A 22,063-nucleotide genomic window follows, 5' to 3' on the forward strand; every position below is an offset into this window, starting at 1 on the left:
CCTGCCTATCAGAGATCCAATCGGATCTCTGCCAACTGGTCAGCTCCGGCCATTCTTGGCTTAGCACAACACATTAATACTTCGTCCTCCGCCAGGGTGATTTCCGCCCCCTGATGAACCACCTCCCCGCTGATTAACCGCGTTTTACAAGCGCCACAACGGCCACTGCGACAGCTGAACTCAGTCTGCAAACCGTGAGCTTCAGCAAACTCCAGTAATGTGCCTGATTCTGCTGTCCAGTTCTGCACGACCTGAGACTGGCTGAATTCCACAACGGCCTGTTCAGCAATCTCTGCAGATTCATCCTCCTCTGTGGTGTTGTTATTATCACGCTGCAACGACGCAGGCCCGAATGCCTCGGCTTCGATATGGTCATCGTTAATTCCTAAAGAGCGCAATAAATCATACATATCCTGCATAAAGCCCGACGGGCCACAAATAAAACACTGATAATTATCCAGCGGTAATACCGCCTGCAATAATTTGCGATTGATACGCCCAAGGTGGTGATAATCCTGCCCGGGACGCGCGCCTTCGCCATTCGACAACACCCAATATACCGATAACAATCCGGAAGATGCCTGTTGCAGCTGATTCAGCTCTGCAACAAAACTGCGCTGCTGCAGGTGTTTAGCGCTGGCAATTAATACCAGAGGTCGCATCGAACGGGTACGTAATGCTTCGTTTAATACATGACGCACCATTGCCACCATAGGCGTAATACCAATACCTGCGGCTAATAATATCGCCGGACGTTCGTCACTGGCATCGATATAAAAATTGCCCGCGGGCTGGCGGATTTCGAGTTTATCCAACACGTTTAACCGATGCAGATAACCGGACATAACACCCTGCTGTTCCCGCTTAACACTGATACGGTATAAACCATCTTCCGGAGCACTGGAGACGGTGTAATTACGAATATGAGCCTTGCCCTGTATTTCTGCTTTTAACGTTAGATACTGACCGGCTTTAAACGGCGCAACTCCGTGATCCGGCTGGCGTAAATACAATGATTTAACCTGCTCACTTTCCTGTTCGATCCGCTCAATGGAGACTCCCAGCCAGTTGTCTTTCGCATGACTGGCCTGCTGTCTGGCGTAAGCTTCAGACCAGCTGCCGGTAATTAAAGTATTAGGCGAATATTCTTCAAAGTGAAAACGAAAAGGTAATACCTGGCGTAAACGAAATCCTTTGTGCAGCCTGAACTTCCACAATCGCTCAGCACCGGCAAAAAACTGCGTCTCTTCACTGTGCCATAACACCTCAGCTTCTCCGGTTAACATCAGTAAATCACCACTGTTAAAATCAGGAATAAGCAACCCGGCTTTTGGGTTTACGGCAAAATTGCCAAAGGTATTAAAATGAAAATTACCGGCGTAATCGGGTATGGTTAACTCGCGATTATTATCTACCCGGACAAACCCCGGCTTGCCACCGCGATGAGAGATATCAACACCCTGGCGCGCCTGATCCCCGGCAAAATAACTGGAAACAAAAAAGGTGTCGGTTTCCTGAATAAGTTCAATCGCACTGTCATCCAGTTCACTCAGTGCTTGGTTTGACGATGGCGCCGGTTGTTCGGTCAGATCATCCAGCCAGTCGATACGTCGGGTCTGAATATATTGTGGGCAGTTACCAAAGGCCTGATCCACATCAACCTCAATGGTCTGATTATTCAGCTGACTGACGGTCGCCGACAAACGATTGCGGCGACGACTGTGCAATTCGACACCGACAAAACCGATGCGACTGCCGGGTTTTAGTTCTCTGGCGATTAAATCTCCCGCCAGTGGTTCAGCATGAATGGTCAGTTTCTTTTCGTCAGGTGACTGAATAAATCCAGGTCTGCCACATAAGATACTGGCCCAGGGCCAACCTTCGTCATCGACATAACCGGCAAAAATATAAGGCAGGTTCTGATAAAAATCGCGGTGTTGCTGTGGCATAAAATCGCGGATAACCCGCCTGCCAAAGTTTTCCAGCTGCTGCCGCACACCCAGTTTCTCCTGTATTTCCTGTTCACCCGGATGAAACGGTGAATCATCCGGACGTAAACCTGTGATCTCTGCTGACGAAGACATACGGTCTCTCCTTTATAATCTGATAATGCTCAGCCGATATTAAATAAGCGATTTTCAATAACGGTTTGAAATGGGTGAATAAAAAGAGTCGGTTTTAAATAAGCGAATAAAAAGGGCCGGCTTTGCAGCCGGCCAAGGACAGGTCGCCTTCAGTATCTGGAGGAAGGAAGGCGAACGACGGAAAGATAATTCGCCAGCATTAACCCAATAATGGCGAGGCCAACATCAGAATCCCTACAACTCCGGCAAACCAGGCAGTAGTACGTACATAAGGAATACCAGCAACATAGACAATGGCGTGTGCGATTCGGGCAATCAAAAAAATATAGGCTCCGGTGGCACTGCTGTCGTTATTTAACCCAGACAACTGCACAGCAACCGCAACGGGTGCAAAGATAATAATCGCTTCAATTAAATTCCGGATCGCCCGGTTAAGACGATCATTCCAACCGGTCCACGGATCAATATCGTGTTGATTACCAGCCGCTGCAGGTAAACCTAAAACCAGTACATTTCGGGTGCCCTGAATTAACGTCAGGATCAGAGCAAAAATTCCGATATAAGCCAGAACAGTCATTTCAGCAGTCATGTTAATTACCTCCAACAAGGTGTAAAAAACCCGGCCAGATATTCGATATCAGCCTGAAACCGGGCGTTAATGTGTTTTAATTCAGAATAAAATCCCACTGGCTAAACAGACCTGAGCATCGGTTGTGCTACTACAGTGATCCCCAGAGCCAGCGCGAGACTCTCAACCGGCTAACAAACCAACCGGTGTGGTTACCATAGGGATAAAGCCAGGTAACGACTCAATACGCTCCAGCCATGCCGAGATCGCCGGGTACTCAGCCAGAGAAATATCACCCTCCGGGGCATGGGCGATATAAGCGTAATTAGCAACATCAGCGATGGTGGCATGATCACCCACCAACCACTCGGCGGCAGTTAAACGCTGCTCCAGAACATTGAATAAGCCGTTGGCAATATCTTTAGCACGCTGATGATCCAGAGCCGCGCCAAATACATTAATTAAACGTGCTGCCGCCGGGCCATTAGCGACCGGGCCTGCAGCCACCGATAAATAGCGCTGCACCTCTGCTGCCTGTACCAGATCGGTTGGTAACCAGGAGCCTTCAGCATCATATTGACTGACGAGGTAAAAAAGGATGGCATTTGAATCAGCAATAATAACGTCACCATCCGTTAATACCGGAACCTGGCCAAATGCATTTTTTTGTAAAAATTCCGGCTGTTTATGGGCACCGGCTTTCAGATCCACATCGATAATTTCAGCATCCAGCCCCAGCAGTGATAACATCAGTTCTGCGCGGTGAGAATGACCGGATAAAGGGTGACGATACAATACGAGCTCAGACATAAGCCCCTCCCTGAGTATAATAGTTGATTTTTAAATTCGTTTTTTACGAATAAACCATCCATTGCTATAGCTGTGCCAACTCATAGAAAAATTATTATTTTTTCATTTTTTATCACGCCCTTCTTTATTACCCCGATAAAAAACGAAATACGGACACGAATTACCGTCACTCACCGAAATATCGTAAAAACGAGCCATTGTTCCAATTCTCTGATTTGACTAAATATCGTGATATTTACGACATATGGTGTCGTCGTACAAATCTGTTGAAAAAATACCGTTTTTTCAGAGTCGGAACGATTCGATTACATTTTTTATCCGGAGAATTGAACATGGCATATATTTCGCAAAAGCTAATATACCGATAACTTTATTTACTCTTTCAATGAGGAAGAACGATGAAATTAAAATTCGTGTTTATTTTAGCCAGCCTGCTGTTTTCTGCATTAAGCGCTGCAGCACCAAGAGTGATTCATCTGGATGAATACAATGGCTACTTTGCCGCAAAGGAAACCCTGGCCAGCCTGCCAGCGGGTGAATACACCTTTGTTGTTACCAATAAAGCCGGCAAAGTTGTTGGCTTCCAGCTACAGGATCAGAAAACCCATAAACAGCTGGATATGTTTCCACTGGAAGTTGGCGAAACCCGCTCAACAACCGTCACCATTGGCAAAAACGGATTTCGTTATCGCTGCCCGATTAATCCAACTCCCTGGTACGACGTCGATGTTCGCTGATAGCTGGCTAACCCTGATTTCTCATTGGGGCAGTTTTAACAACCACTGCCCTGTTCGTTTTATTTCCGGAGACCAATATGGCTAACGAGCAAAGACCCCCATTACCTCCTTTTACCGAGCAAAGTGCCCGGGTAAAAGTCCAGGCAGCAGAAGATGCCTGGAATACTAAGGATCCGGCCCGAGTTGCTCAGGCCTATACCAAAGATTCGCAGTGGCGTAATCGCGATCAGTTTATAACGGGTCGCAGCGAAATTATCGATTTCCTTACTGATAAATGGCAGCGGGAAATTGACTATAAACTGCGCAAAGAACTCTGGTGTTTTGATTCCCACCGTATTGCGGTGAAATTTCAATACGAATGGCACGATGAACAGGGACAGTGGTATCGCTCATACGGCAATGAGCTGTGGCAATTTGATGATGATGGTTTAATGGAGCGCCGTGAAGCGTCCATTAATGACGTCAGAATCGACCCGAGTGATCGGCTTCTGACTTAACCTCCCTGGTCAGAAGTTATCACGGGCCGCCTCATCTGAGGCGGCTTTTTTATTGCCAGCTATAAGCGGGTTTTAATGCCCAGCTTAGCCATGCGGGAACGTAATGTATTCGGATGCATCGCCAGTTTCATTGCAGCACCATTATCGCCGGAGATTTTGCCATTACAGGCACGTACCACACGTTCGATATGTTCCGTTTCCACTTCCTGTAATGGTCGCAGGTCTTCTTCACGCACAACCTGTGCTGACCCACCTTCACCATCACGCGGGGTAACTTCGAAGTGGACATTTTCCGGCAATAAACCCGGCGGCACTTCCAGCAGACGTCCTTTGGATAAAATCACCGCACGATCAATAACATTCTGTAATTCACGAATATTACCTGGCCAGGCGTACTTAACTAATCGCTCCATACTGGATTCACTGACACCTTCCAGATTTCGCGCAAAACGCTCATTGGCACGACTGACAAATTTATCCACCAGCAATGGAATATCTTCCGAACGATCGCGCAAAGGTGGCAGAAACAGCGGAAATACATTCAGGCGGTAATATAAATCGATACGGAATTTCCCCTCATCAACCAGCTGCTGTAAATCGCGATGACTGGCAGCAATGATACGCACATCGGCTTTAATCACTTCTGAGCCGCCGACCCGCTCAAATTCTTTTTCCTGTAATACCCGCAATAGCTTGGTTTGGGTTTCCAGTGGTAACTCCGCCACCTCATCAAGAAATAGAGTGCCGCCATTGGCCAATTCAAAACGACCCTGACGGGTTTTTACCGCGCCAGTGAAGGCACCTTTCTCGTGACCAAATAATTCACTTTCAACCAGATTTTCCGGAATTGCAGCGCAGTTTACTTTAATCATTGGCCGCCCCTGACGTGGGCTGCGATCATGAATGGCGTGGGCAATCAGTTCTTTACCGGTTCCGCTTTCACCTTTAATTAATACCGTCGCATCCGTTGGAGCAACCTGCTCCACTTCCACCAGCGCTTTAATTAAACATTTGTGATTACCGATAATTTCCGAAAAGTTATGTGCGCTTTTAATTTCCTGCTGCAGATAGAGGTTTTCGGCTTTCAGCTTTTCCTGAAGCAATAAAACATGCTGATGCGCCTGATCCAGTTCCTGCTGGGCAATCACCCGTTCGGTAATATCACGAAACACCACCACGGCACCGACAATTTTATCGTTACCGGATTCGTCTTTTTCAATCAGAGGGGTGCTGACGTATTCCACCGGGAAGCTGCTGCCGTCTTTGCGCCAGAACACCTCATCGGTCACCTTGGTCACCTCTCCGGTTCGGGCGGCGGCGTAAATCGGACAATCTTCTTTATGATAATGACTGCCATCCGGATGGCTGTGGTGCATCAGGTCGTGGCTGTTCTGACCACGCAGGTCTTCTTCTTTCCAGCCGGTTAAACGTTTGGCCGCCGGGTTGGAAAAGGTCACACAACCGTCGCAGTCAAAGCCATAAATGCCATCTCCAACCGCATTCAGTAATAACTCGTTAAAGTCCTGCAATCGCGACATATCCGTGTGTATATTCATGCTGTCTGTTCCCCAGATGTTGGCTGCTGATTTATCCTCGCTGCTCGCCATAAGCACTGCACTCCCATTGCTGACATTTACGAATTGTCGTGAGTTTACGGTATTTCGTATTCACCTAACTAACGATATTTCGTAACTGATTCCACTTTAAGAGCTAAGCCCTTGTTTTTAAACGATTTAAAAACCTTGGCACGAGGTTCGCTAAATACTCAAACAGTTATGAGCAGGATTAATGCCGATTTATCGTGAGGGACAAAAAATGGATTATCAGGCAGAGCTTTGTCAGCAGTATCAACTTCAGCAACAACATCATCAGGAATGCCGCAGCAACGGATTCAGTCATCGCTGCAGCCAGGAGTGTGGTCACTATCGTCAGTCAGAGCGGTTTATATCGATCTTTTTGTTGATTGTTGGCCTGCTGATGTTAGGTACCGCGATGATGCAAAACAGCCAGCAAGCAACCACCAAACAGGAAGCACAGAAATCGTATATCAACGAGGCAACGCAGCTGCAACAGCCACAGCAACCTTTGCCATCACAACAGTTTATCGATGAGGGGAAATTGAAGGCGGTGTCCTACGAAGGACATGTGCGTAATGCCGCCAAAGTCAGTGAACAGCGACCACCGGTGTGGATGCGCCGGGTTTGGATGTAGACGTTAATACATCAATATCAGGTTTTGTGCCGGTGCTGAATCACCGGCACATTGTTGCGACCCGGCGTTAACCGCCACCCGCATTCATCCAGTCCAGCGTCGCCTGACGGCTTTCATCGGTAACCGCTTTTACCACCGGATTGGCCAATACCGCTTCGCGCCAGCGGCTCATATTTGGCCCCAGCTTTAATTCACGGCCAAACACCGGCAGTAAAATATCCGCCAGTTCAATGGTCGCCGGGAAAGCACAATCGGCATAACCAATGCTATCTCCCACCATAAAAGGTCCAGCCTTAAATAAGGTATCGAGCTTTTGCAGACGTTCTTCAAACTTATTCAGGTGCTCATCCAGCTCCTGCTGATCGCGGGTTGCCGGATCAACGTGGGCAAAAGTGCGACGTAAATGAGGCTCCAGCCAGATATCGTGATAACGCGCCAGGAAACGATGCTGTACCCGCTTCAGTGCGTCATCAGTTAATAAGGATACTTGTGGATACGCATCTTCAAGGAACTCCATGATGACATCAGACTCAGAGAAGTACTGATCATCAACACGCAGTGCCGGAATGGTGCCCAGGGGCACCAGTTTCATATATTCATCGGTGCTGTAGCCGCCCGGTGGTGGCGAAATCGTACAGTCGAGTTGCTTAAGCCCCAGCGCGATACGTACTTTGGCGCTATAGGTGCTGACGGGCAGAGAAAAGAGTTCCATACTCATCCTTATTGGTTGGAAAGGTTTCGATTATGCAACGATCGAAACTAAAAATTAGAATTTGTACCAGAGTAGACTATGAATCCGCGACACAGTTTCAACGATTGGCAAGAATTATCACAACAATTGAAGGTTCCCGAACACGCTTTTATCGATGGTAAGGCCTACCACAGTGTCAGTGGTAACACATTTGCGGCCATTTCCCCGCGCGATGGCCAGGTGTTAGCGCATATCAGCGCCTGTGACCATCAGGATACTGATGTCGCCGTACAGTCTGCCCGTAACGCTTTTGAAGCTGGCGTCTGGAGCCAGTTACCAGCGAAACAACGCAAACGTTTAATGCTGGCCTGGGCCGACTTATTAGAACAACACGCGGATGAACTGGCACTGCTGGAAAGTCTGGAAATGGGCATGACCATCTCCGACAGCAGCCAGATGAATATCCCCGGCGCCATCGATTGTATTCGCTGGTTTGCTGAACTGGCCGACAAACAATACGACGAAATTGCTCCCACCGCGCCCAATGCTTTAACCCGTATCCACCGTGTTCCGGTCGGTGTCGTGGCCGCCGTAGTGCCGTGGAATTACCCGGTGATGATTGCCTGCTGGAAAGCCGCACCGGCACTGGCGATGGGCAACTCAGTGATTCTGAAACCCGCCGAGCAATCGTCACTGGCGACCATTCGTATGGTCGAGCTGGCGTATCAGGCGGGTATCCCTGCTGGCGTATTAAATGTTTTAACCGGCCTGGGTGAGCAGGCAGGTAAAGCGCTTGGCTTACATATGGATGTGGATGCCCTGGCCTTTACCGGTTCAACCCGGGTCGGCGGTTTGTATATGCAATACGCCGGGCAATCGAATTTAAAACGAGTGTCGCTCGAATGTGGTGGTAAAACGCCGAATATTGTTCTGGCTGATTGCCCGGATCTGGATAAAGCTGCAGCTGCGGTTGTTCTGGGTGCTTTCGGAAATTCCGGACAAATCTGTAATGCCGGTTCGCGTTTAATTGTTGAGCGCAGTGTGCATCAGCCATTAATGGAAAAAGTCCGGGCGTTAACCGGGAAACTGGTGGTTGGAGATCCGCTGGACCCGGCAACAGAAATGGCTTGCCTGGTTGACCGTAATCACAGCCAGCGAGTGGTGCAATATATAGAACAAGGCGAAAAAGAAGGCGCGCAGTTATTGGCCGGTGGCCAGCATCAGGCAGACAGCTGCTTTGTTCAGCCCACTATTTTTGATCAGGTGAATGCTGAAATGAGCATCGCACGGGAAGAAATTTTTGGCCCGGTGTTATCGGTAATTCCGGTCGACGATGTTGACCAGGCCATTAGCGTGGCAAATTCCACCATTTATGGTTTAGGCAGTGCCGTGTGGACCAATAATATGAAATTAATGGAACGGGTAGCGCGAGAAGTTAAAGCCGGTGTGATCTGGGTGAACTGCCATGACCATGGCGATATTTCTTCTCCTGTTGGTGGTTTTAAGCAATCCGGGTTTGGCCGCGATAAATCCATTCATGCACTGGATAAATACGTCGAATATAAAACAGTTTGGGTCGACCTGTCGGACTAACTTCCTGCTGCCATAAACCAATAAAGCCCGCTTATGATAATAAACGGGCTTTATTTTTATCCATCAATAACTGCTATCAAATCACAGCTTCTGCTGTTTTCTCTTTACGGCTGGCCAGCGGCTTAAACTTCGCCGTAATTAAATCTTCCATTTTAGGCTGCTCCATTTCATCCACCCAGCGCTGCCAGGTGTAAGGCCATAAAATCGGATCGCCATCGGCATCCAGATACCAGCTCTGACAGCCGCCGACCCAGGCAGTGCCTTCCAAACCTTTTTTCACGTAGGCATTAAACTTATTCACCGATTCCCAGGGCGCTTCAACTTCGTCGTATTCACCATCCCGCCAACGATCCATCAGTTTAATCACCCAGTTAGTTTGCACCTCACTCATGGCAATCACGGAGAAATTGCCAATCGGAGTATTCGGTCCTAACATCAGGAAGAAATTCGGATAATTCGGCAACATCAACGAGCGGTAGGCTTTAATCCGCTCTGACCAGGCGTCGTCGATATGTAATTCTTCACGCCCAATCATGTTCATCGGCCGCATAAAGTTAAACGGATTAAAACCGGTGGATAACACCAACACATCCAGTTCGTGTTCTTGCTCGTTGCCATTCGCGTCTTTGGTAACAATGCCTTTTTCAGTAATACGTACAATGCCTTCGGTAATCAGATGCGCATTCGGCTGCTGAATGCCGTTATAAAAGGTTTTGTTAATGATGACGCGTTTACAGCCCACCTTATAATCCGGTGTTAGTTTTTTACGCAGTTCCGGATCTTTAATGCTGAAACGAATATTCAGCTTACAGGCCGTTTCCAATAACCAGCGCTGGATTTTATGGCCGGTAACCGCCTTGGTAAAAAAGTGCTCCAGTAAGGCAATACTTAAGCTGCGCGATGCACGCGCCAGCCACGGACGCTTCTTCATTCGTTGTTTGGTTTTTTCCGAGATGGTGAAATCCGGAATGGGCAGTAACCACTGAGGTGTACGCATAAAGACGTTTACATCGGCACCGGTTTTAACCAACTCAGGAATAAACTGGGCGGCGGTTGAGCCGGTACCAATTACACCGACTTTTTTACCCGGAGCAATATCGGCATCGTGATTCCAGCGTGCGGTGTGGAACATCTCACCTTTAAACGAATCCAGCCCTTCAATATCCGGATACGCCGGGTGATGCAGAATACCGGTGGCAGCAATTAAAAAGTCAGATTCCAGTTCCGCACCTTTGCTGGTTTTAACCTGCCATTTGCCCTCTTTAAAACGGGCATCGGTTACTGCCTCGTTAAAACGGACAATATCCATCACACCGTATTTACGTGCGACCCGTTCAAAATACTGCTGAATTTCCGGGCCTTTGGCGAAAAAGTTAGACCACTCAGGGTTTGGCTCAAACGAATAGGTGTACATGTGCGACGGCACATCACAGGCCACGCCAGGATAAGTATTCTCGCGCCATGTGCCACCAATATTATGGGTCTTTTCCAGAATGGTGATGTTGGTAATCCCGGCTTCACGCAACTTAATCACCATCAGAATACCGGTCATACCCGCACCAATAATCACCACCGATGGGTTACGTTTTTTCTTAATCGCGTCGATATCTAACGTCGTTGTATCCAACATATTTATACCCTGTAGCCTCAGGCTTCTTATTCTCGTTTTATCAATGGTTACAGAATACTGGCCTGAGTAGCCCTTGCACCATAAGGCAATCGGACGTAATTTTGTGATTTTCAGACATCGATATTGCGCCTATGCCACAACGTTCAATCACCAGCGTGCAGATCATTTGCGACTACGCCAGCGCCCGGGGTATCAACCCGGAAGCTCTGCTGAGCGCGACTGGCCTGACCAGCGAACAGGTACAACAAGGTGGTCAGGGCGAAGCCGATCTGCACATCGATGAGCAGCAGGAACTGCAGGTGATCAGCAACCTGCTGCAGCATATCGACGATCCTTATATCGCCGGTATGGAGCTGGGTCTGTGTTATCAACTCACCAGCTACGGCCTGTTTGGTTATGCACTGATGGCCAGCAGCACCCTGCGTAAAGCCATCACCTTTGGTCAGCGTTACCTGGCGCTGACTTATATCTTTTCCGATGTGGTCTTAATCGAAGATCCACAACACGGTGGCACTGCCGGAATCGAAGTCCGCTGTGCCGTGCCCGGAGAGGCAGGAAAATTACTCGCCTGCCGCGACACCTGGGCCATTCTGGTGATTATGCGTGAGCTGTTTCCACAACAGATGCCAGTTGCCGAACAACCGGTATTAATTGAACTGGATATGCCGGAGCCAGAGGGGTTTGCCACTTCCATCCAAGCACAACTGCTGCAACAATCCGGTGTTGCATACCGCTTTAATGCCGGACGCTACGCCTTTTCCGGGCTGGCCGAATTACTCGACCAACCGCTGCCAAAAGCCAACGCCATCACCGCCCGTCTGTGTGAACAACAATGCGCTCAATTACTGGATCAGAAACAACAGCCAGACCAGCAGCAAACAGGTCAGCAGCCTACACATAAAAAGGGAATTATTACCCAACAGGTACGCGATCAGATTCTCAAGCACGGTCTGACCACCAATATGGAACAAGTCGCAGCAGCGATGGCACGCACCTCCCGCACTCTGCACCGACAATTAAAAGCCGAAGGTTCCAGCTGGCGCCGGGTAATGGACGAAGTGCGCATGGGATTGGCAGAAGAATATTTAAAACAACCCTTCTCGCTGGAGCAGGTTGCAGAGCGGCTGGGCTACAGCGATACCGCTAATTTCAGTCATGCGTTTAAACGCTGTAACGGCGTTTCTCCCAGTGTGTTTCGCAAAAATTTATCTCAACAAGTTGAATCAATATGATAACTAAAAAATTCTCTGCTTTATTACTGGCTCTGTATTGCCTACCGTCGTTAGCGGGTGGCGTAACATGGCAGGCCGAAGTTACCTTTATTCAGGTAATTGGTGAAGCTGCCACCATTAAACTAGAAAACAAACAGAACGAAATTATTTCTGAGCTGCAGAACTGCAGCCCACTGGTTGTAAAAGCCGCTTATGAAGGTGAACCCTGGTATCAGTTCGGTAAAACCTGGTCGAACAACACCAGCCGCGAACAATATATTAAAGCGTTAAATAAGTTGATTGTGGCAGAAGAAAATCACCTGCATATTCAGTTTGGTTATGTTGGAGAAGGTCTGGTTGCAGACGATTCAGATAAGCCCTGCGAGGTAGAATCCAGAGCGTTAATGATCCTGGATGATGCGATTATTAGTTTTAATCAAGCTATTTAGGCTCCGATGATGACTGGCATTAACCCTAACATTTCGTTCCGAAAAGCACTCAAGACTGACCTTCATAAAGTGTATGAGTTTGAAGCCAGTTATATCCGTGAACTGGAGCCGGAGAATTATCAAAGATGGGCCCAGGCCAAAGATAAGAACTTCAGCCTGCTACAAGATAACCTGGCGAATATGCTTATCGCTGAAACCAGTAATACTCTGGTCGGCTATGGCTACTGGAGCATACTGAACCAGCTACCACATATATTCAGTATTTATGTAGTTCCGGAGTTCAGAAATCAGAAGGTTGCACACCAGCTATTGTTGAAACTGGAGAAGCAGATTCAGCAGCATGGATACACTCAATCAGAACTTATGACTCTGGAATTTAACCCCGCCAGACAATTTTTTATTAAACACGGGTATGCTGAAACCGGCATTAATAATAGCTGGGTATTAATGAAGAAATCACAACCTGAATTGTCACAGATAACGGAAGGCTCGGAACAAAACCATCATCAGTTTTCATCAGACGATTCAGAAGAAGCTGAAGGCTAATAACTGCTGACTATCAGACCCATCCATAGAATCAAACAGCTTTTCCAAACGATCGGGCTAGCATGAAAGAGGTAATCATTCATGGCAGCTCTGGAGGAGCCAAACTATGGCACATCAAAACAGTTCCGGCGGACAATGCCCAGTAATGCACGGCGCAAACACATCCACTTCAGCCAGCAACACCGCCTGGTGGCCCAACGCCTTAAACCTCGACATCCTGCATCAGCACGATCGTAAGACCAATCCGCTCGGCGACGATTTTGACTACGCCGAGGCCTTCAGCAAGCTCTATCTCGAAGCCCTGAAAACCGACCTGAAAGACCTGATGACCAGCAGCCAGAACTGGTGGCCTGCCGACTGGGGTCATTATGGTGGTTTGTTTATTCGTATGGCCTGGCACGCTGCCGGCTCTTATCGGGTGGCCGATGGCCGTGGTGGTGCCAACACCGGCAACCAACGTTTTGCGCCGCTGAACAGCTGGCCGGATAACGGCAATCTGGATAAAGCCCGTCGCCTGTTATGGCCAATTAAAAAGAAATACGGCAACGCCATTTCCTGGGCCGACCTGATGATTCTGGCCGGCAATATGGCGTACGAATCCATGGGCTTTAAAACCTTTGGTTTTGCCGGTGGCCGGGAAGATATCTGGCATCCGGAAAAAGACACCTATTGGGGTTCCGAGAAAAACTGGTTGCAGGAAAGTGGTGGAGAAGGCACACGTTACGCGGGTGAAGACCGCAGTGAAAATGGTTTAGAAAATCCATTAGCCGCGGTCATGATGGGTTTAATTTATGTAAACCCGGAAGGTGTTGATGGCAACCCGGACCCGCTGAAAACCGCTCAGGATATGCGCACCACGTTCGCACGTATGGCGATGAACGATGAAGAAACTGTTGCCTTAACCGCGGGCGGCCACACGGTCGGTAAAGCCCACGGTAATGGTGATGCCGCGAACCTCGGTGCCGAACCAGAAGGTGCAGATATTCACGAGCAGGGCTTCGGCTGGATAAACCATAAAACCCGTGGGATTGGTCGCGACACCGTCACCAGCGGTATCGAAGGCGCCTGGACCAGTAATCCAACTCAGTGGGATAACGGTTATTTTGAGTTGCTGTTTAAATACGACTGGGAGCTGACCAAAAGCCCGGCCGGATCACATCAATGGCAACCGGTGAATATTAGCGACGAAGACAAGCCGGTCGATGTTGAAGACCCATCCGTTCGCTGTATGCCAATGATGACGGACGCCGATATGGCGTTAAAAATTGATCCGGAATACCGCAAAATTTCCGAGCGCTTCCGTGATGATCAGGCTTATTTCGAAGACGTCTTTGCCCGTGCCTGGTTTAAATTAACTCACCGCGATATGGGCCCGGTTTCGCGTTATTTGGGTGCCGACGTACCGGCTGAAGAATTAATCTGGCAAGACCCGGTTCCGGCGGGTAATAAAAATTTAACCGCCAGTGATATTGCGGAATTAAAAGCTCAGATTCTCGCCAGTGATTTAACCGTTGCCGAGTTAGTTTCAACGGCCTGGGACAGTGCCCGTACCTTCCGTGGTTCCGACTTCCGGGGTGGTGCTAACGGCGCCCGTATTCGCCTGGCACCACAAAAAGACTGGGCCGGTAATGAACCACAACGCCTGCAAAAAGTATTGGCGGTATTGGAAGGCATTCGGGTCAGCAGCAATATCGACGTCAGCCTGGCGGATTTAATTGTGCTTGCTGGCAGCGCCGCCATCGAGAAAGCCGCAAAAGACGCCGGAGTGAACATTGAAGTGCCGTTTGCAGCAGGCCGTGGGGATGCCAGCGATGAACAAACTGATGCGGAATCCTTTGCGCCACTGGAGCCGGTTCATGATGGTTTCCGTAACTGGCAAAAAGAGCACTACGCGGTCATGCCGGAAGAAATGTTGCTGGATCGCGCTCAGTTACTGGGATTGTCGGCACCAGAAATGACGGCATTAATCGGCGGTATGCGGGTACTGGGCACCAACCACGGCGGCACAACACACGGCGTGTTTACCGATCGGGTTGGCGTATTAACCAATGACTTCTTCGTGAACTTGACCGATATGTCCTATCGCTGGGAGCCGACTGGCCGTAATTCTTACAACATGGTTGAGCGTGATTCCGGTGCGACTAAATGGACGGCCACCCGGGTCGATCTGGTGTTTGGTTCTAATTCGATTTTGCGTTCTTACGCTGAGGTTTATGCACAAGACGACAACCAACAAAAGTTTGTTGCTGACTTTGTTAAAGCCTGGGTCAAAGTGATGAATGCAGACCGGTTTGATCTGAAATAAAACCGTAGCGGTGGCAACACGGCTGGAGGTGCTAATCCTGCAGCCGTATTTTTTTTTGTCAATAATTCACGATTGCAAACGGACTGCCCTGACTAGTAATCGCCGGAGACTGATCAGCAACATTGGTGCCGGAACCCGGGTCGTACCAGAATAGCCCCTGCCCTGAAGTGGCCAGTCGCCCTGCCAGTATTTTACCGTCCTGCATAATCATATCGGCAGACCAACCTGCGGTGTTGGGGATGTCGATTTTAGTCAGTGTTTTATTGGCCAGATCCGCTTTAAACAATACGTAGTTTTTATCATTGACGTAATCCGGTGGGTTGCTGGTTAAACCCGGAATAAACAGATTGACGTACAACAAGTTACTATTGCTGTCGAACAGGCTTTTGTAAGGATAGCTGGCTGATTTTCCCGGTACACCGTCAATCGTCAGGTCTGAAATCGAAAAGAAATAATCCGGATCAAACTCAGTTGCACCGGCTTTAATACGCAGGTAGCCAGACTTATGGCCGTAATAACCATAGCCCGCCGGGTTTGGTACATAAATATCGCCGGAACTATGCAGAATCAGTCCTTTATTCGGCTCCAGAATGCCGCTGGAACAGGTACGGTTATCCTGTAAATGATGCTCAACCTGATCGGTTGTGGCATCAATAATTAACAGTGACGCTCCACCCTGACAGTTGTAGCTGGAAAAATTATCGATTTGCGACAGCGCCAGATACAACTTGCCATCACGCATAACACCACCGGAAGGTTCCGGGTTTTTATCGTTATCACCTAATGCATAGCTGCTCAGATCAATACGCTTGGTAATCGTCAGATCTTTCAGGTTCAGAGCCAGTAACTCACCGGTCTGGTAGGTTGTCAGATAAGCTTTATCGTTATTTACAAACGTCATCGATCCCGGGCGCACATTGGCTCCGGTAAACAATTCATTTTCTTTTATAAACTGATTATTTTCGTAGCGATACTGGTAAACCTTATCGCCGTCACGCCCTTCAGTCAGATAAATCTTCTTGTTATGGCTGAATAAGCCAGAGCCTGGCCCAGCCAACTCAATACCATTGGTATTGCTGATGTCCTTATCGTTGTTGGTATCAACCGCCACCAGAAACCCGGTTTCATTATCGACCCGATTAATCATCATGGCATTAACGTTACGGTTAGCCGCTGTGTTATCCGGGTTATTGGTAGTGGAATTGTTATCCGAGTCGCTACCGCAACCCGTCAGGAACATTGAAGTTAATAATAAATAAGGTGCGGCCGATAATAGCCGCTTATTGTTATTTAACACGACAGGTCTTCTCCCGAAACATTGTGTCAGAGTTATTCAAACCAGCTGTAGCGTACCGTCAGGTTATAACTACGACCTGGTAGTGGCATGTTATAAATATCGTTTAATTTTTCGTCGGTCAGATTGCGAATATCAAAACCGATATGCATCTGATCGTTGTGGAAGGAATATAAAAAGCCCGTCGCATGTTCTGTTTGTGCTTTTACTTTGCGATTCTGATTGCGGGTTAGCTCCCACTTATGAGCAAATTCATCAAACCAGTTGGTTTCCCAGAACAGCTTTAATACCGAATCTGGTTGCCATAAGCCGTAATATTTATATTCAAGTCCGGCGCTGGCGTATTGCTTAGCGACATTAGGGACATCTTTGCCGAAGGTTGGGTTAGGCGACGACAGGGTTCCGGTGGCATAACGTTGCTGGTCTTTTTGCTCCTGCCGGGTATAAGAAGCGTACAAATACCATTGATTGTTCAGGTCAGTCTTTGCCTCCAGCTCGAAGCCTTTCACATTAATTTCGCCCAGGTTAACGTATACCGATTTACTGACACCGGCACTCTGCAACTTCATCATATCGCGCACGTCGCGTTCAAACAGATTGGCTTCCAGCTTAAGCCAGTTCAGACCGGCAAAGTCGTTACGCTCGAAATACACACCGGTGTAATAATTATCGGCTTTCTCCGGTTTAATATCCGGCGAGGCAACAATACTGACACCGTTGCCAAAGGCTTCTTCCGTAGTTGGTAAGCGAAAGGCTTTTTCGTAAGCAGTTTTAAAGTAGAGTCCGCTTAACGGCGAAAAACGCAGAGAAAGATAATGACCATCAAAGTCTTCTGAGTTTTTATTACGCTCACGTTCGCCACCAATATTGCGCTCGGTACCGGTAATTTTGTAATTGTAGGAATAGCGCTTGACGCCCACATCGGTCACCAGACGATCATCAAAGAAGGCAGCTTCGTAGCCCAGCGATAACACTTGTGTGATTAATTCCGATGGTAAGGCACTGGTTTCAATACCCAGCTTATCGGTTGGTTCGAAGTCTGACGTTCTGTGGTTCAGGTGCAGTGTAACAACATGCTCGCGATTAAACTGATAACGTAAATCCAGATCCTGACGTAATTCGATGAGTTCATCATCCGAATCCCGCGGATAATCTCCAACCTCACCACGGCCACCCTGGCCCGGACAACGAATGGAATTATTGGCAAAGTCGTAACATTCGGTGGCTTTATCAATAAAATAATTATTGATGGTAAAGTGGCCAATACCATAATCCAGTGTCAGGCCATCAAGCAGGAAGTTACTTTTATCGAAGCTGAGGTTAGCAACCTGCGCCTCGCTTTCAGTGTGGGCTTTATTAATCCGGTACTCTACTCCCTGAATTTCTTTTTCAGCCCGGTACGTCACTAATTCCAGCTCAACTTCATCGAAGTAACGCTTTTTCGCCTTCGCCGAAACCGCCACCACATACGAAGTGAAGGCATCGTTTTCACGGGTAACGGTTAAGCCACGCTGACCCGGAACATCCATACGGTAGTTGTTATCGGAATGGTTAAAGAAACCACCCGCGCCTATTTCGATGTTCTGTTCTTCCAGCTCTTTGGTAACCAAAGCGCTTAACCGCTGGGTGTTATACGATCCGACCGTTGCCCCCAGGTCGACCCAGTCGCCATCAAAACTGCGCGTAACCACATTAATTGCGCCGCCCAGAGCATCACCGCCGAAGCGCACCGGAACAATGCCTTTGTAGATCTCGATACGTTCGATCAGCTGAATCGGGATATCGTTGATACCAAAGGAACCGTCGGGAGAATTCAGCGGATCACCGTCGATAAAGATACGTACCCGTTTGCCTTCAAGGCCATGAATGGAAACCGTTGAGCGACTGCCCAGCCCACCTTCCTGATTAACTCGGACACCGGCTGCCTGACGCAACACATCGTTAAGACTGATACTGCGGCCATGGAAGCGTGCAGCATCAATCACTGATACCGGGAAAGGCGAGTCTTCAAAGCGGATGTCACTTTCTTCTGCAACCACCTCCATGACCTGCATTTCCACTTCGCTTTCTTTCTCCGCATACGCCGCAGGAGAAAGCGCAACCCATAAAGAAAGCACCCCAAGCGTTGAACCAGCCAATCGAACCACAACACACCTATTAGTTTCGCCAGTACCAGAGCGTTCGCGTTACAAATACGAACCGCTATCATTTCTGGCCAAGAAGGTAGCATGGTGATAATGTTATACAGTAACAATATCGGAAGAATAAATACCGGAATCCGAAGCCTGTGTGTCGGATTTTATTATTGATGTTCTGTTGTTCAGCCTTTGTTATTTGTAGTTTGTACTCTGTAGTACCCCGGGGACTTCATGGCTTACCAGTTATCCAGCGACGATCTTGTTGAGCAGTCTCAACAGGCCATTGACCAGCTGTCAGAAACCTTTCACCGGCAATTTGTTGAGATTGAACAACAAGCCAGTGCAGGTGCCAGCAGCCATATTTCCATCTCACCCGAGCTAGGCCAGGGTTCGATAAACCTGTGGCAACACGAACAACTGCTGATCTCCGAACAAAACTTCAGCTTTAACCGCAACACCCAGATTGCGGAGCATGCTTTTAACGACCTGTGTTTTATCAGTATGAATCTGGGTGACGACATCCACTTTCAGTCGCAAGACAAACAGGCGATGAACCAGAGTCGGGGAAAAATTTATCTCGGCCGTTCAGCCCAGGGGGATAATTTCCGTGCCGACGTCGGCGAACATGCAAAAGTTCATGCCTTTTCTTTTTGCTTTCCAAGGGCATTATTAGCCGATTATTTTATCGACCTGGAACGTGAAGATATTGCCGATAACATCCGCAGCCATAAAGGCAGTGGAATGCTCAGGGAAGTTCATATCAATTCCCGACAACAGCAATTGTTTCAGCAGATCCGAAATAACTCGTTTAAAGGTAAGCTGGGAGAGATGGCTTTTCGCAGCCATTCCGAGCAATTGTTATTGTCGGTACTGGAGAGTCTCAGCCAGGACAAACAGCGCATAACTCCGCATATCAGTCAGCAGGAAAAAGAGATTCTGCTGTACGCCCGACGTATTCTGTTGGAGAACCCGAAAAACCCACCGACCATTCCGCAACTGGCGCGTCAATGTGGTATTAACCAGGACAAGTTAAAGAAGGGATTTAAAGTACTGTTTGATAAAACCGTACTGCAAACCCTGACAGAGCACCGGATGGAGCGAGCCTGTGAAGCGTTAAAAACCGGTGATATGTCGGTCGCAGAAGTGGCGGATCAGGCGGGTTACAATAACGTCAGCCATTTTATTGCGACCTTTAAACGTTGCTTTAATAAAACTCCGGGGCAAATGCGTGAACAACTGCGGATTTATTTGCCAGATTAACCATGCGGATTTTTCCCTGCCATAAATTCGATCAGGTTTCTTACCCGGGCAGGCAATAATCGTTTGCTCGGATACACCGCATACATTTCCCGCGATAACACTTCCGCTTGTTTTAATTTGATTTCCACCAGTGCAGGTTTTCCACCTTCTGCAGCCATCATATCTTTGGGCAACATAGCGATCCCGAGGCCCAAAGCCGCTGCATCACGGATTAATTCCGGTTCATCAATTTCATGAACAATATTGCTGAGTTTTAATTTTTCGCCATGCTTTGTGTTTTCATTGCCCTGCAGTAACCACGGCTGACGGGAAACAATGGCAGGTAATTCAATAAAGGTTGGCAGCGGTACTTTGCCTTTGATTTTATGAGCCTTAATAAAATCCTGACTGGCACAAAAGCAATATTCCACGTCCCATAGTTTTCGTGCCACCAGATTCGAATCGTCTAACGGGCCAACGCGAAAGGCAAAGTCGATATTGTCGCGGAAAAAATCCAGATTGCTGTAACTGGTGGTCAGCTTGACGGAAATATTCGGATTATCCTTCAGATAATGTAATAAATGTGGCCCGATGGTTTTACGCGCCGCAAGCGCCGGGGCGGTAATATGAATGGTCTGATGTTTGGTATCTTCAGCAAAACCGGCAATTTCCTGCAGCACTTCCACCGGATCCTGACAACGATCCAACAACCGCCTGCCCTCTTCCGTTAAACGCACCCGCCGGGTGGAACGCTCCAGTAGCTTGACGCCCAGATGCTGTTCCAGCTCCTGCACCCGACGACTCACCCGGCTGAGCGGAATGCCGGTTTGTTTGGCGGCTTCAGAGAAGCTCAGGTGTTTTGCCACTGTGGTAAACAGCGCCAGGTCGTTGTAGATCATGATCCGTCCTCAGGCCAAAGTCATTATCCTATTTATGTGAGTATATATCCTATTTCAGCCCATTATCACATCAGGGCAAAACCTCTATCTTAATTATCACAGTCAGGTGATCACACAATCAGAGCGAGGTACTCCCCATGACTCAATCAGCGACAGCTAAACAATCTTTCGGTATCAGCATCAGCGCCATTGGCACGCCCGACGTGCTGCAACGTATCGGGTTCGATACACCCGCGCCGGGCCCGGGTGAGGTGCTGATTCGTAACCATGCCGGGGCGGTGAACTTTATCGATACCATTATCCGCCGTGGCGAAATGCCGGAAGGTATGGCGCCAGAACTTCCCCATATTCCCGGCGTTGAAGGTGCAGGCATAATCGAGGCTCTGGGTGACGGCGTTGAAGGTCTGAAGGTGGGTGACCGCGTCGCCTGGATGGGCCCGATTGGCGCCCAGGGCTATTCAAGCCATTCCGTCATTGCAGCACCATACGTGACTCAAATTGCCGACGACGTCGATTTTGCCCTGGCCGCTTCTCTGCCGGTTAACAGCCTGACCGCCTGGCATATGCTGGTGAACCTTGGCCGCGCCAAAGCTGGTGACAGCGTGCTGATTCACGCTGCTGCCGGTGGTGTTGGCACCATGGCGTTGCATATCGCCAAACACCTGGGATTAACCGCCATTGCTTCGGTCAGCACCGATAAAGTGGAATACGCCAAGTCCCAGGGCGCCGATCATGTGATTGATTACCGTAGCGAAGATCTGGTAGCACGGGTGAATGAGATTACTGCGGGCCGTGGTGTTGATATCACCTTAAACCCAATCTCCGGCGATAGCGTCAGCAAAGACCTGGAAATGTTAGCACCACTGGGCACTACGGTTCTGTTTGGCTTTTTAGCCGGTGCACCGGTCGGCACGTTTGCCGAAGATCTGGCCAAACACTTCCAGAAATCCATTGCGCTGCGGGTCAGTGATATTTACACCTATTTTGTCAATCAGCCAGAAACCTTCCACGCCGATATGGAAAGTGTTTATGAGCTGCTGGCGAAAGGCATTTTACGCCCGAATATCAATACCTTGCCGCTGGAACAAGCCGCTGAAGCGCACACTCAGCTGGAGTCTGGTAAAACCACAGGGAAACTTGTGTTAACAATTGCATAGTTGT

Annotated in this window: 19 protein-coding genes; 10 read left to right on the forward strand and 9 right to left on the reverse strand. The window is 48.6% G+C overall.

The features are described from left to right. Positions 1-8: 8 nt before the first annotated feature. The 3 genes from ACOQOZ_RS10200 to ACOQOZ_RS10210 all read right to left on the reverse strand — a co-directional run bounded on the left by ACOQOZ_RS10200 (position 9) and on the right by ACOQOZ_RS10210 (position 3,462). Positions 9-2,084: a pyridoxamine 5'-phosphate oxidase family protein gene (locus ACOQOZ_RS10200; protein WP_420592166.1), complete on the reverse strand. Its 2,076-nt coding sequence runs from the start codon at positions 2,082-2,084 to the stop codon at positions 9-11. Positions 2,085-2,283: 199 nt separating this feature from the next. Next, positions 2,284-2,673 (reverse strand): MAPEG family protein, encoded by a 390-nt coding sequence (locus tag ACOQOZ_RS10205; RefSeq protein ID WP_420592167.1) that lies wholly within the window; start codon positions 2,671-2,673, stop codon positions 2,284-2,286. 162 nt (positions 2,674-2,835) lie between these two features. Then, positions 2,836-3,462, reverse strand: coding sequence for a glutathione S-transferase family protein (locus ACOQOZ_RS10210; protein ID WP_420592168.1), 627 nt, complete (start codon positions 3,460-3,462; stop codon positions 2,836-2,838). Between the two features lie 398 nt (positions 3,463-3,860). Here ACOQOZ_RS10210 and ACOQOZ_RS10215 point away from each other — a divergent pair, with 398 nt between their 5' ends. Together ACOQOZ_RS10215 and ACOQOZ_RS10220 are read left to right on the forward strand one after the other, a co-directional pair. Then, positions 3,861-4,199, forward strand: a complete 339-nt coding sequence (locus ACOQOZ_RS10215) for a hypothetical protein (RefSeq protein ID WP_420592169.1) — start codon at positions 3,861-3,863, stop codon at positions 4,197-4,199. Between the two features lie 77 nt (positions 4,200-4,276). After that, positions 4,277-4,696, forward strand: a complete 420-nt coding sequence (locus ACOQOZ_RS10220) for a DUF1348 family protein (RefSeq protein WP_420592170.1) — start codon at positions 4,277-4,279, stop codon at positions 4,694-4,696. Between the two features lie 59 nt (positions 4,697-4,755). Here ACOQOZ_RS10220 and ACOQOZ_RS10225 read toward each other — a convergent pair whose 3' ends face one another. Then, on the reverse strand, positions 4,756-6,252 hold the full coding sequence (locus ACOQOZ_RS10225; protein ID WP_420592171.1) for a sigma-54 interaction domain-containing protein: 1,497 nt from the start codon (positions 6,250-6,252) through the stop codon (positions 4,756-4,758). Positions 6,253-6,511: 259 nt separating this feature from the next. Here ACOQOZ_RS10225 and ACOQOZ_RS10230 point away from each other — a divergent pair, with 259 nt between their 5' ends. After that, positions 6,512-6,907 carry a hypothetical protein gene (locus ACOQOZ_RS10230; RefSeq protein WP_420592172.1) on the forward strand — a complete coding sequence of 132 codons (396 nt, stop codon included), beginning with the start codon at positions 6,512-6,514 and terminating at the stop codon, positions 6,905-6,907. 67 nt (positions 6,908-6,974) lie between these two features. Here ACOQOZ_RS10230 and ACOQOZ_RS10235 read toward each other — a convergent pair whose 3' ends face one another. Then, the gene (locus ACOQOZ_RS10235) at positions 6,975-7,619 is read right to left on the reverse strand and encodes a glutathione S-transferase family protein (protein ID WP_420592173.1); all 645 of its coding nucleotides are present in this window, start codon (positions 7,617-7,619) and stop codon (positions 6,975-6,977) included. Positions 7,620-7,697: 78 nt separating this feature from the next. On the opposite strand from ACOQOZ_RS10235, the gene ACOQOZ_RS10240 reads away from it, so the two are divergent. Then, positions 7,698-9,191 carry an aldehyde dehydrogenase gene (locus ACOQOZ_RS10240; RefSeq protein WP_420592174.1) on the forward strand — a complete coding sequence of 498 codons (1,494 nt, stop codon included), beginning with the start codon at positions 7,698-7,700 and terminating at the stop codon, positions 9,189-9,191. A gap of 76 nt (positions 9,192-9,267) precedes the next feature. Here the strand turns inward: ACOQOZ_RS10240 and ACOQOZ_RS10245 are convergent, their stop codons facing one another. Then, positions 9,268-10,821, reverse strand: coding sequence for a flavin-containing monooxygenase (locus ACOQOZ_RS10245; RefSeq protein ID WP_420592175.1), 1,554 nt, complete (start codon positions 10,819-10,821; stop codon positions 9,268-9,270). Positions 10,822-10,952: 131 nt separating this feature from the next. On the opposite strand from ACOQOZ_RS10245, the gene ACOQOZ_RS10250 reads away from it, so the two are divergent. The 4 genes from ACOQOZ_RS10250 (at position 10,953) to katG (ending at position 15,332) form a co-directional block, all read left to right on the forward strand. Then, on the forward strand, positions 10,953-12,053 hold the full coding sequence (locus tag ACOQOZ_RS10250) for an AraC family transcriptional regulator ligand-binding domain-containing protein (RefSeq protein WP_420592176.1): 1,101 nt from the start codon (positions 10,953-10,955) through the stop codon (positions 12,051-12,053). Continuing rightward, complete coding sequence (locus tag ACOQOZ_RS10255) at positions 12,050-12,481, forward strand: hypothetical protein (protein WP_420592177.1); 432 nt, start codon at positions 12,050-12,052, stop codon at positions 12,479-12,481. The genes ACOQOZ_RS10250 and ACOQOZ_RS10255 overlap by 4 nt, the downstream gene beginning before the upstream one ends. 6 nt (positions 12,482-12,487) lie before the next feature. Further along, entirely contained in the window at positions 12,488-13,027 is a 540-nt protein-coding gene (locus ACOQOZ_RS10260) for a GNAT family N-acetyltransferase (RefSeq protein ID WP_420592178.1), read from the forward strand. Between the two features lie 106 nt (positions 13,028-13,133). Next, positions 13,134-15,332 (forward strand): catalase/peroxidase HPI, encoded by a 2,199-nt coding sequence (gene katG / locus ACOQOZ_RS10265; RefSeq protein WP_420592179.1) that lies wholly within the window; start codon positions 13,134-13,136, stop codon positions 15,330-15,332. A 58-nt stretch (positions 15,333-15,390) separates the two neighbouring features. On the opposite strand, the gene ACOQOZ_RS10270 is transcribed toward katG, so the two are convergent. Together ACOQOZ_RS10270 and ACOQOZ_RS10275 are read right to left on the reverse strand one after the other, a co-directional pair. Beyond that, entirely contained in the window at positions 15,391-16,629 is a 1,239-nt protein-coding gene (locus tag ACOQOZ_RS10270; protein WP_420592180.1) for a hypothetical protein, read from the reverse strand. 32 nt (positions 16,630-16,661) lie between these two features. Continuing rightward, positions 16,662-18,773 carry a TonB-dependent receptor plug domain-containing protein gene (locus ACOQOZ_RS10275; protein ID WP_420592181.1) on the reverse strand — a complete coding sequence of 704 codons (2,112 nt, stop codon included), beginning with the start codon at positions 18,771-18,773 and terminating at the stop codon, positions 16,662-16,664. Positions 18,774-18,995: 222 nt separating this feature from the next. Between ACOQOZ_RS10275 and ACOQOZ_RS10280 the strand changes: the two genes are divergently transcribed. Then, a complete protein-coding gene (locus ACOQOZ_RS10280) occupies positions 18,996-20,024 on the forward strand; it encodes a helix-turn-helix transcriptional regulator (protein WP_420592182.1) in 1,029 nt (342 codons plus the stop codon). Here the strand turns inward: ACOQOZ_RS10280 and ACOQOZ_RS10285 are convergent. Beyond that, positions 20,021-20,902, reverse strand: a complete 882-nt coding sequence (locus ACOQOZ_RS10285; RefSeq protein WP_420592183.1) for a LysR family transcriptional regulator — start codon at positions 20,900-20,902, stop codon at positions 20,021-20,023. The two genes, ACOQOZ_RS10280 and ACOQOZ_RS10285, sit on opposite strands and share 4 nt — an antisense overlap. Before the next feature lie 137 nt (positions 20,903-21,039). On the opposite strand from ACOQOZ_RS10285, the gene ACOQOZ_RS10290 reads away from it, so the two are divergent. Continuing rightward, positions 21,040-22,059 carry a quinone oxidoreductase family protein gene (locus tag ACOQOZ_RS10290; protein ID WP_420592184.1) on the forward strand — a complete coding sequence of 340 codons (1,020 nt, stop codon included), beginning with the start codon at positions 21,040-21,042 and terminating at the stop codon, positions 22,057-22,059. Positions 22,060-22,063: the final 4 nt, after the last annotated feature.

This window comes from Bacterioplanoides sp. (genome assembly GCF_965219715.1).
GTDB lineage: Bacteria > Pseudomonadota > Gammaproteobacteria > Pseudomonadales > Oceanobacteraceae > Bacterioplanoides.

Bases quoted from the DNA above. Each gene is read 5' to 3' on its own strand.
- ACOQOZ_RS10225 (WP_420592171.1), bottom strand. From the start codon at position 6,252: ATGAATATACACACGGATATGTCGCGATTGCAGGACTTTAACGAGTTA.
- ACOQOZ_RS10205 (WP_420592167.1), bottom strand. From the start codon at position 2,673: ATGACTGCTGAAATGACTGTTCTGGCTTATATCGGAATTTTTGCTCTG.
- ACOQOZ_RS10250 (WP_420592176.1), top strand. From the start codon at position 10,953: ATGCCACAACGTTCAATCACCAGCGTGCAGATCATTTGCGACTACGCC.
- ACOQOZ_RS10240 (WP_420592174.1), top strand. From the start codon at position 7,698: ATGAATCCGCGACACAGTTTCAACGATTGGCAAGAATTATCACAACAA.
- ACOQOZ_RS10285 (WP_420592183.1), bottom strand. From the start codon at position 20,902: ATGATCTACAACGACCTGGCGCTGTTTACCACAGTGGCAAAACACCTG.
- ACOQOZ_RS10290 (WP_420592184.1), top strand. From the start codon at position 21,040: ATGACTCAATCAGCGACAGCTAAACAATCTTTCGGTATCAGCATCAGC.
- ACOQOZ_RS10245 (WP_420592175.1), bottom strand. From the start codon at position 10,821: ATGTTGGATACAACGACGTTAGATATCGACGCGATTAAGAAAAAACGT.
- katG (WP_420592179.1), top strand. From the start codon at position 13,134: ATGGCACATCAAAACAGTTCCGGCGGACAATGCCCAGTAATGCACGGC.
- ACOQOZ_RS10210 (WP_420592168.1), bottom strand. From the start codon at position 3,462: ATGTCTGAGCTCGTATTGTATCGTCACCCTTTATCCGGTCATTCTCAC.
- ACOQOZ_RS10260 (WP_420592178.1), top strand. From the start codon at position 12,488: ATGATGACTGGCATTAACCCTAACATTTCGTTCCGAAAAGCACTCAAG.
- ACOQOZ_RS10215 (WP_420592169.1), top strand. From the start codon at position 3,861: ATGAAATTAAAATTCGTGTTTATTTTAGCCAGCCTGCTGTTTTCTGCA.
- ACOQOZ_RS10235 (WP_420592173.1), bottom strand. From the start codon at position 7,619: ATGGAACTCTTTTCTCTGCCCGTCAGCACCTATAGCGCCAAAGTACGT.
- ACOQOZ_RS10255 (WP_420592177.1), top strand. From the start codon at position 12,050: ATGATAACTAAAAAATTCTCTGCTTTATTACTGGCTCTGTATTGCCTA.
- ACOQOZ_RS10200 (WP_420592166.1), bottom strand. From the start codon at position 2,084: ATGTCTTCGTCAGCAGAGATCACAGGTTTACGTCCGGATGATTCACCG.
- ACOQOZ_RS10280 (WP_420592182.1), top strand. From the start codon at position 18,996: ATGGCTTACCAGTTATCCAGCGACGATCTTGTTGAGCAGTCTCAACAG.
- ACOQOZ_RS10230 (WP_420592172.1), top strand. From the start codon at position 6,512: ATGGATTATCAGGCAGAGCTTTGTCAGCAGTATCAACTTCAGCAACAA.
- ACOQOZ_RS10220 (WP_420592170.1), top strand. From the start codon at position 4,277: ATGGCTAACGAGCAAAGACCCCCATTACCTCCTTTTACCGAGCAAAGT.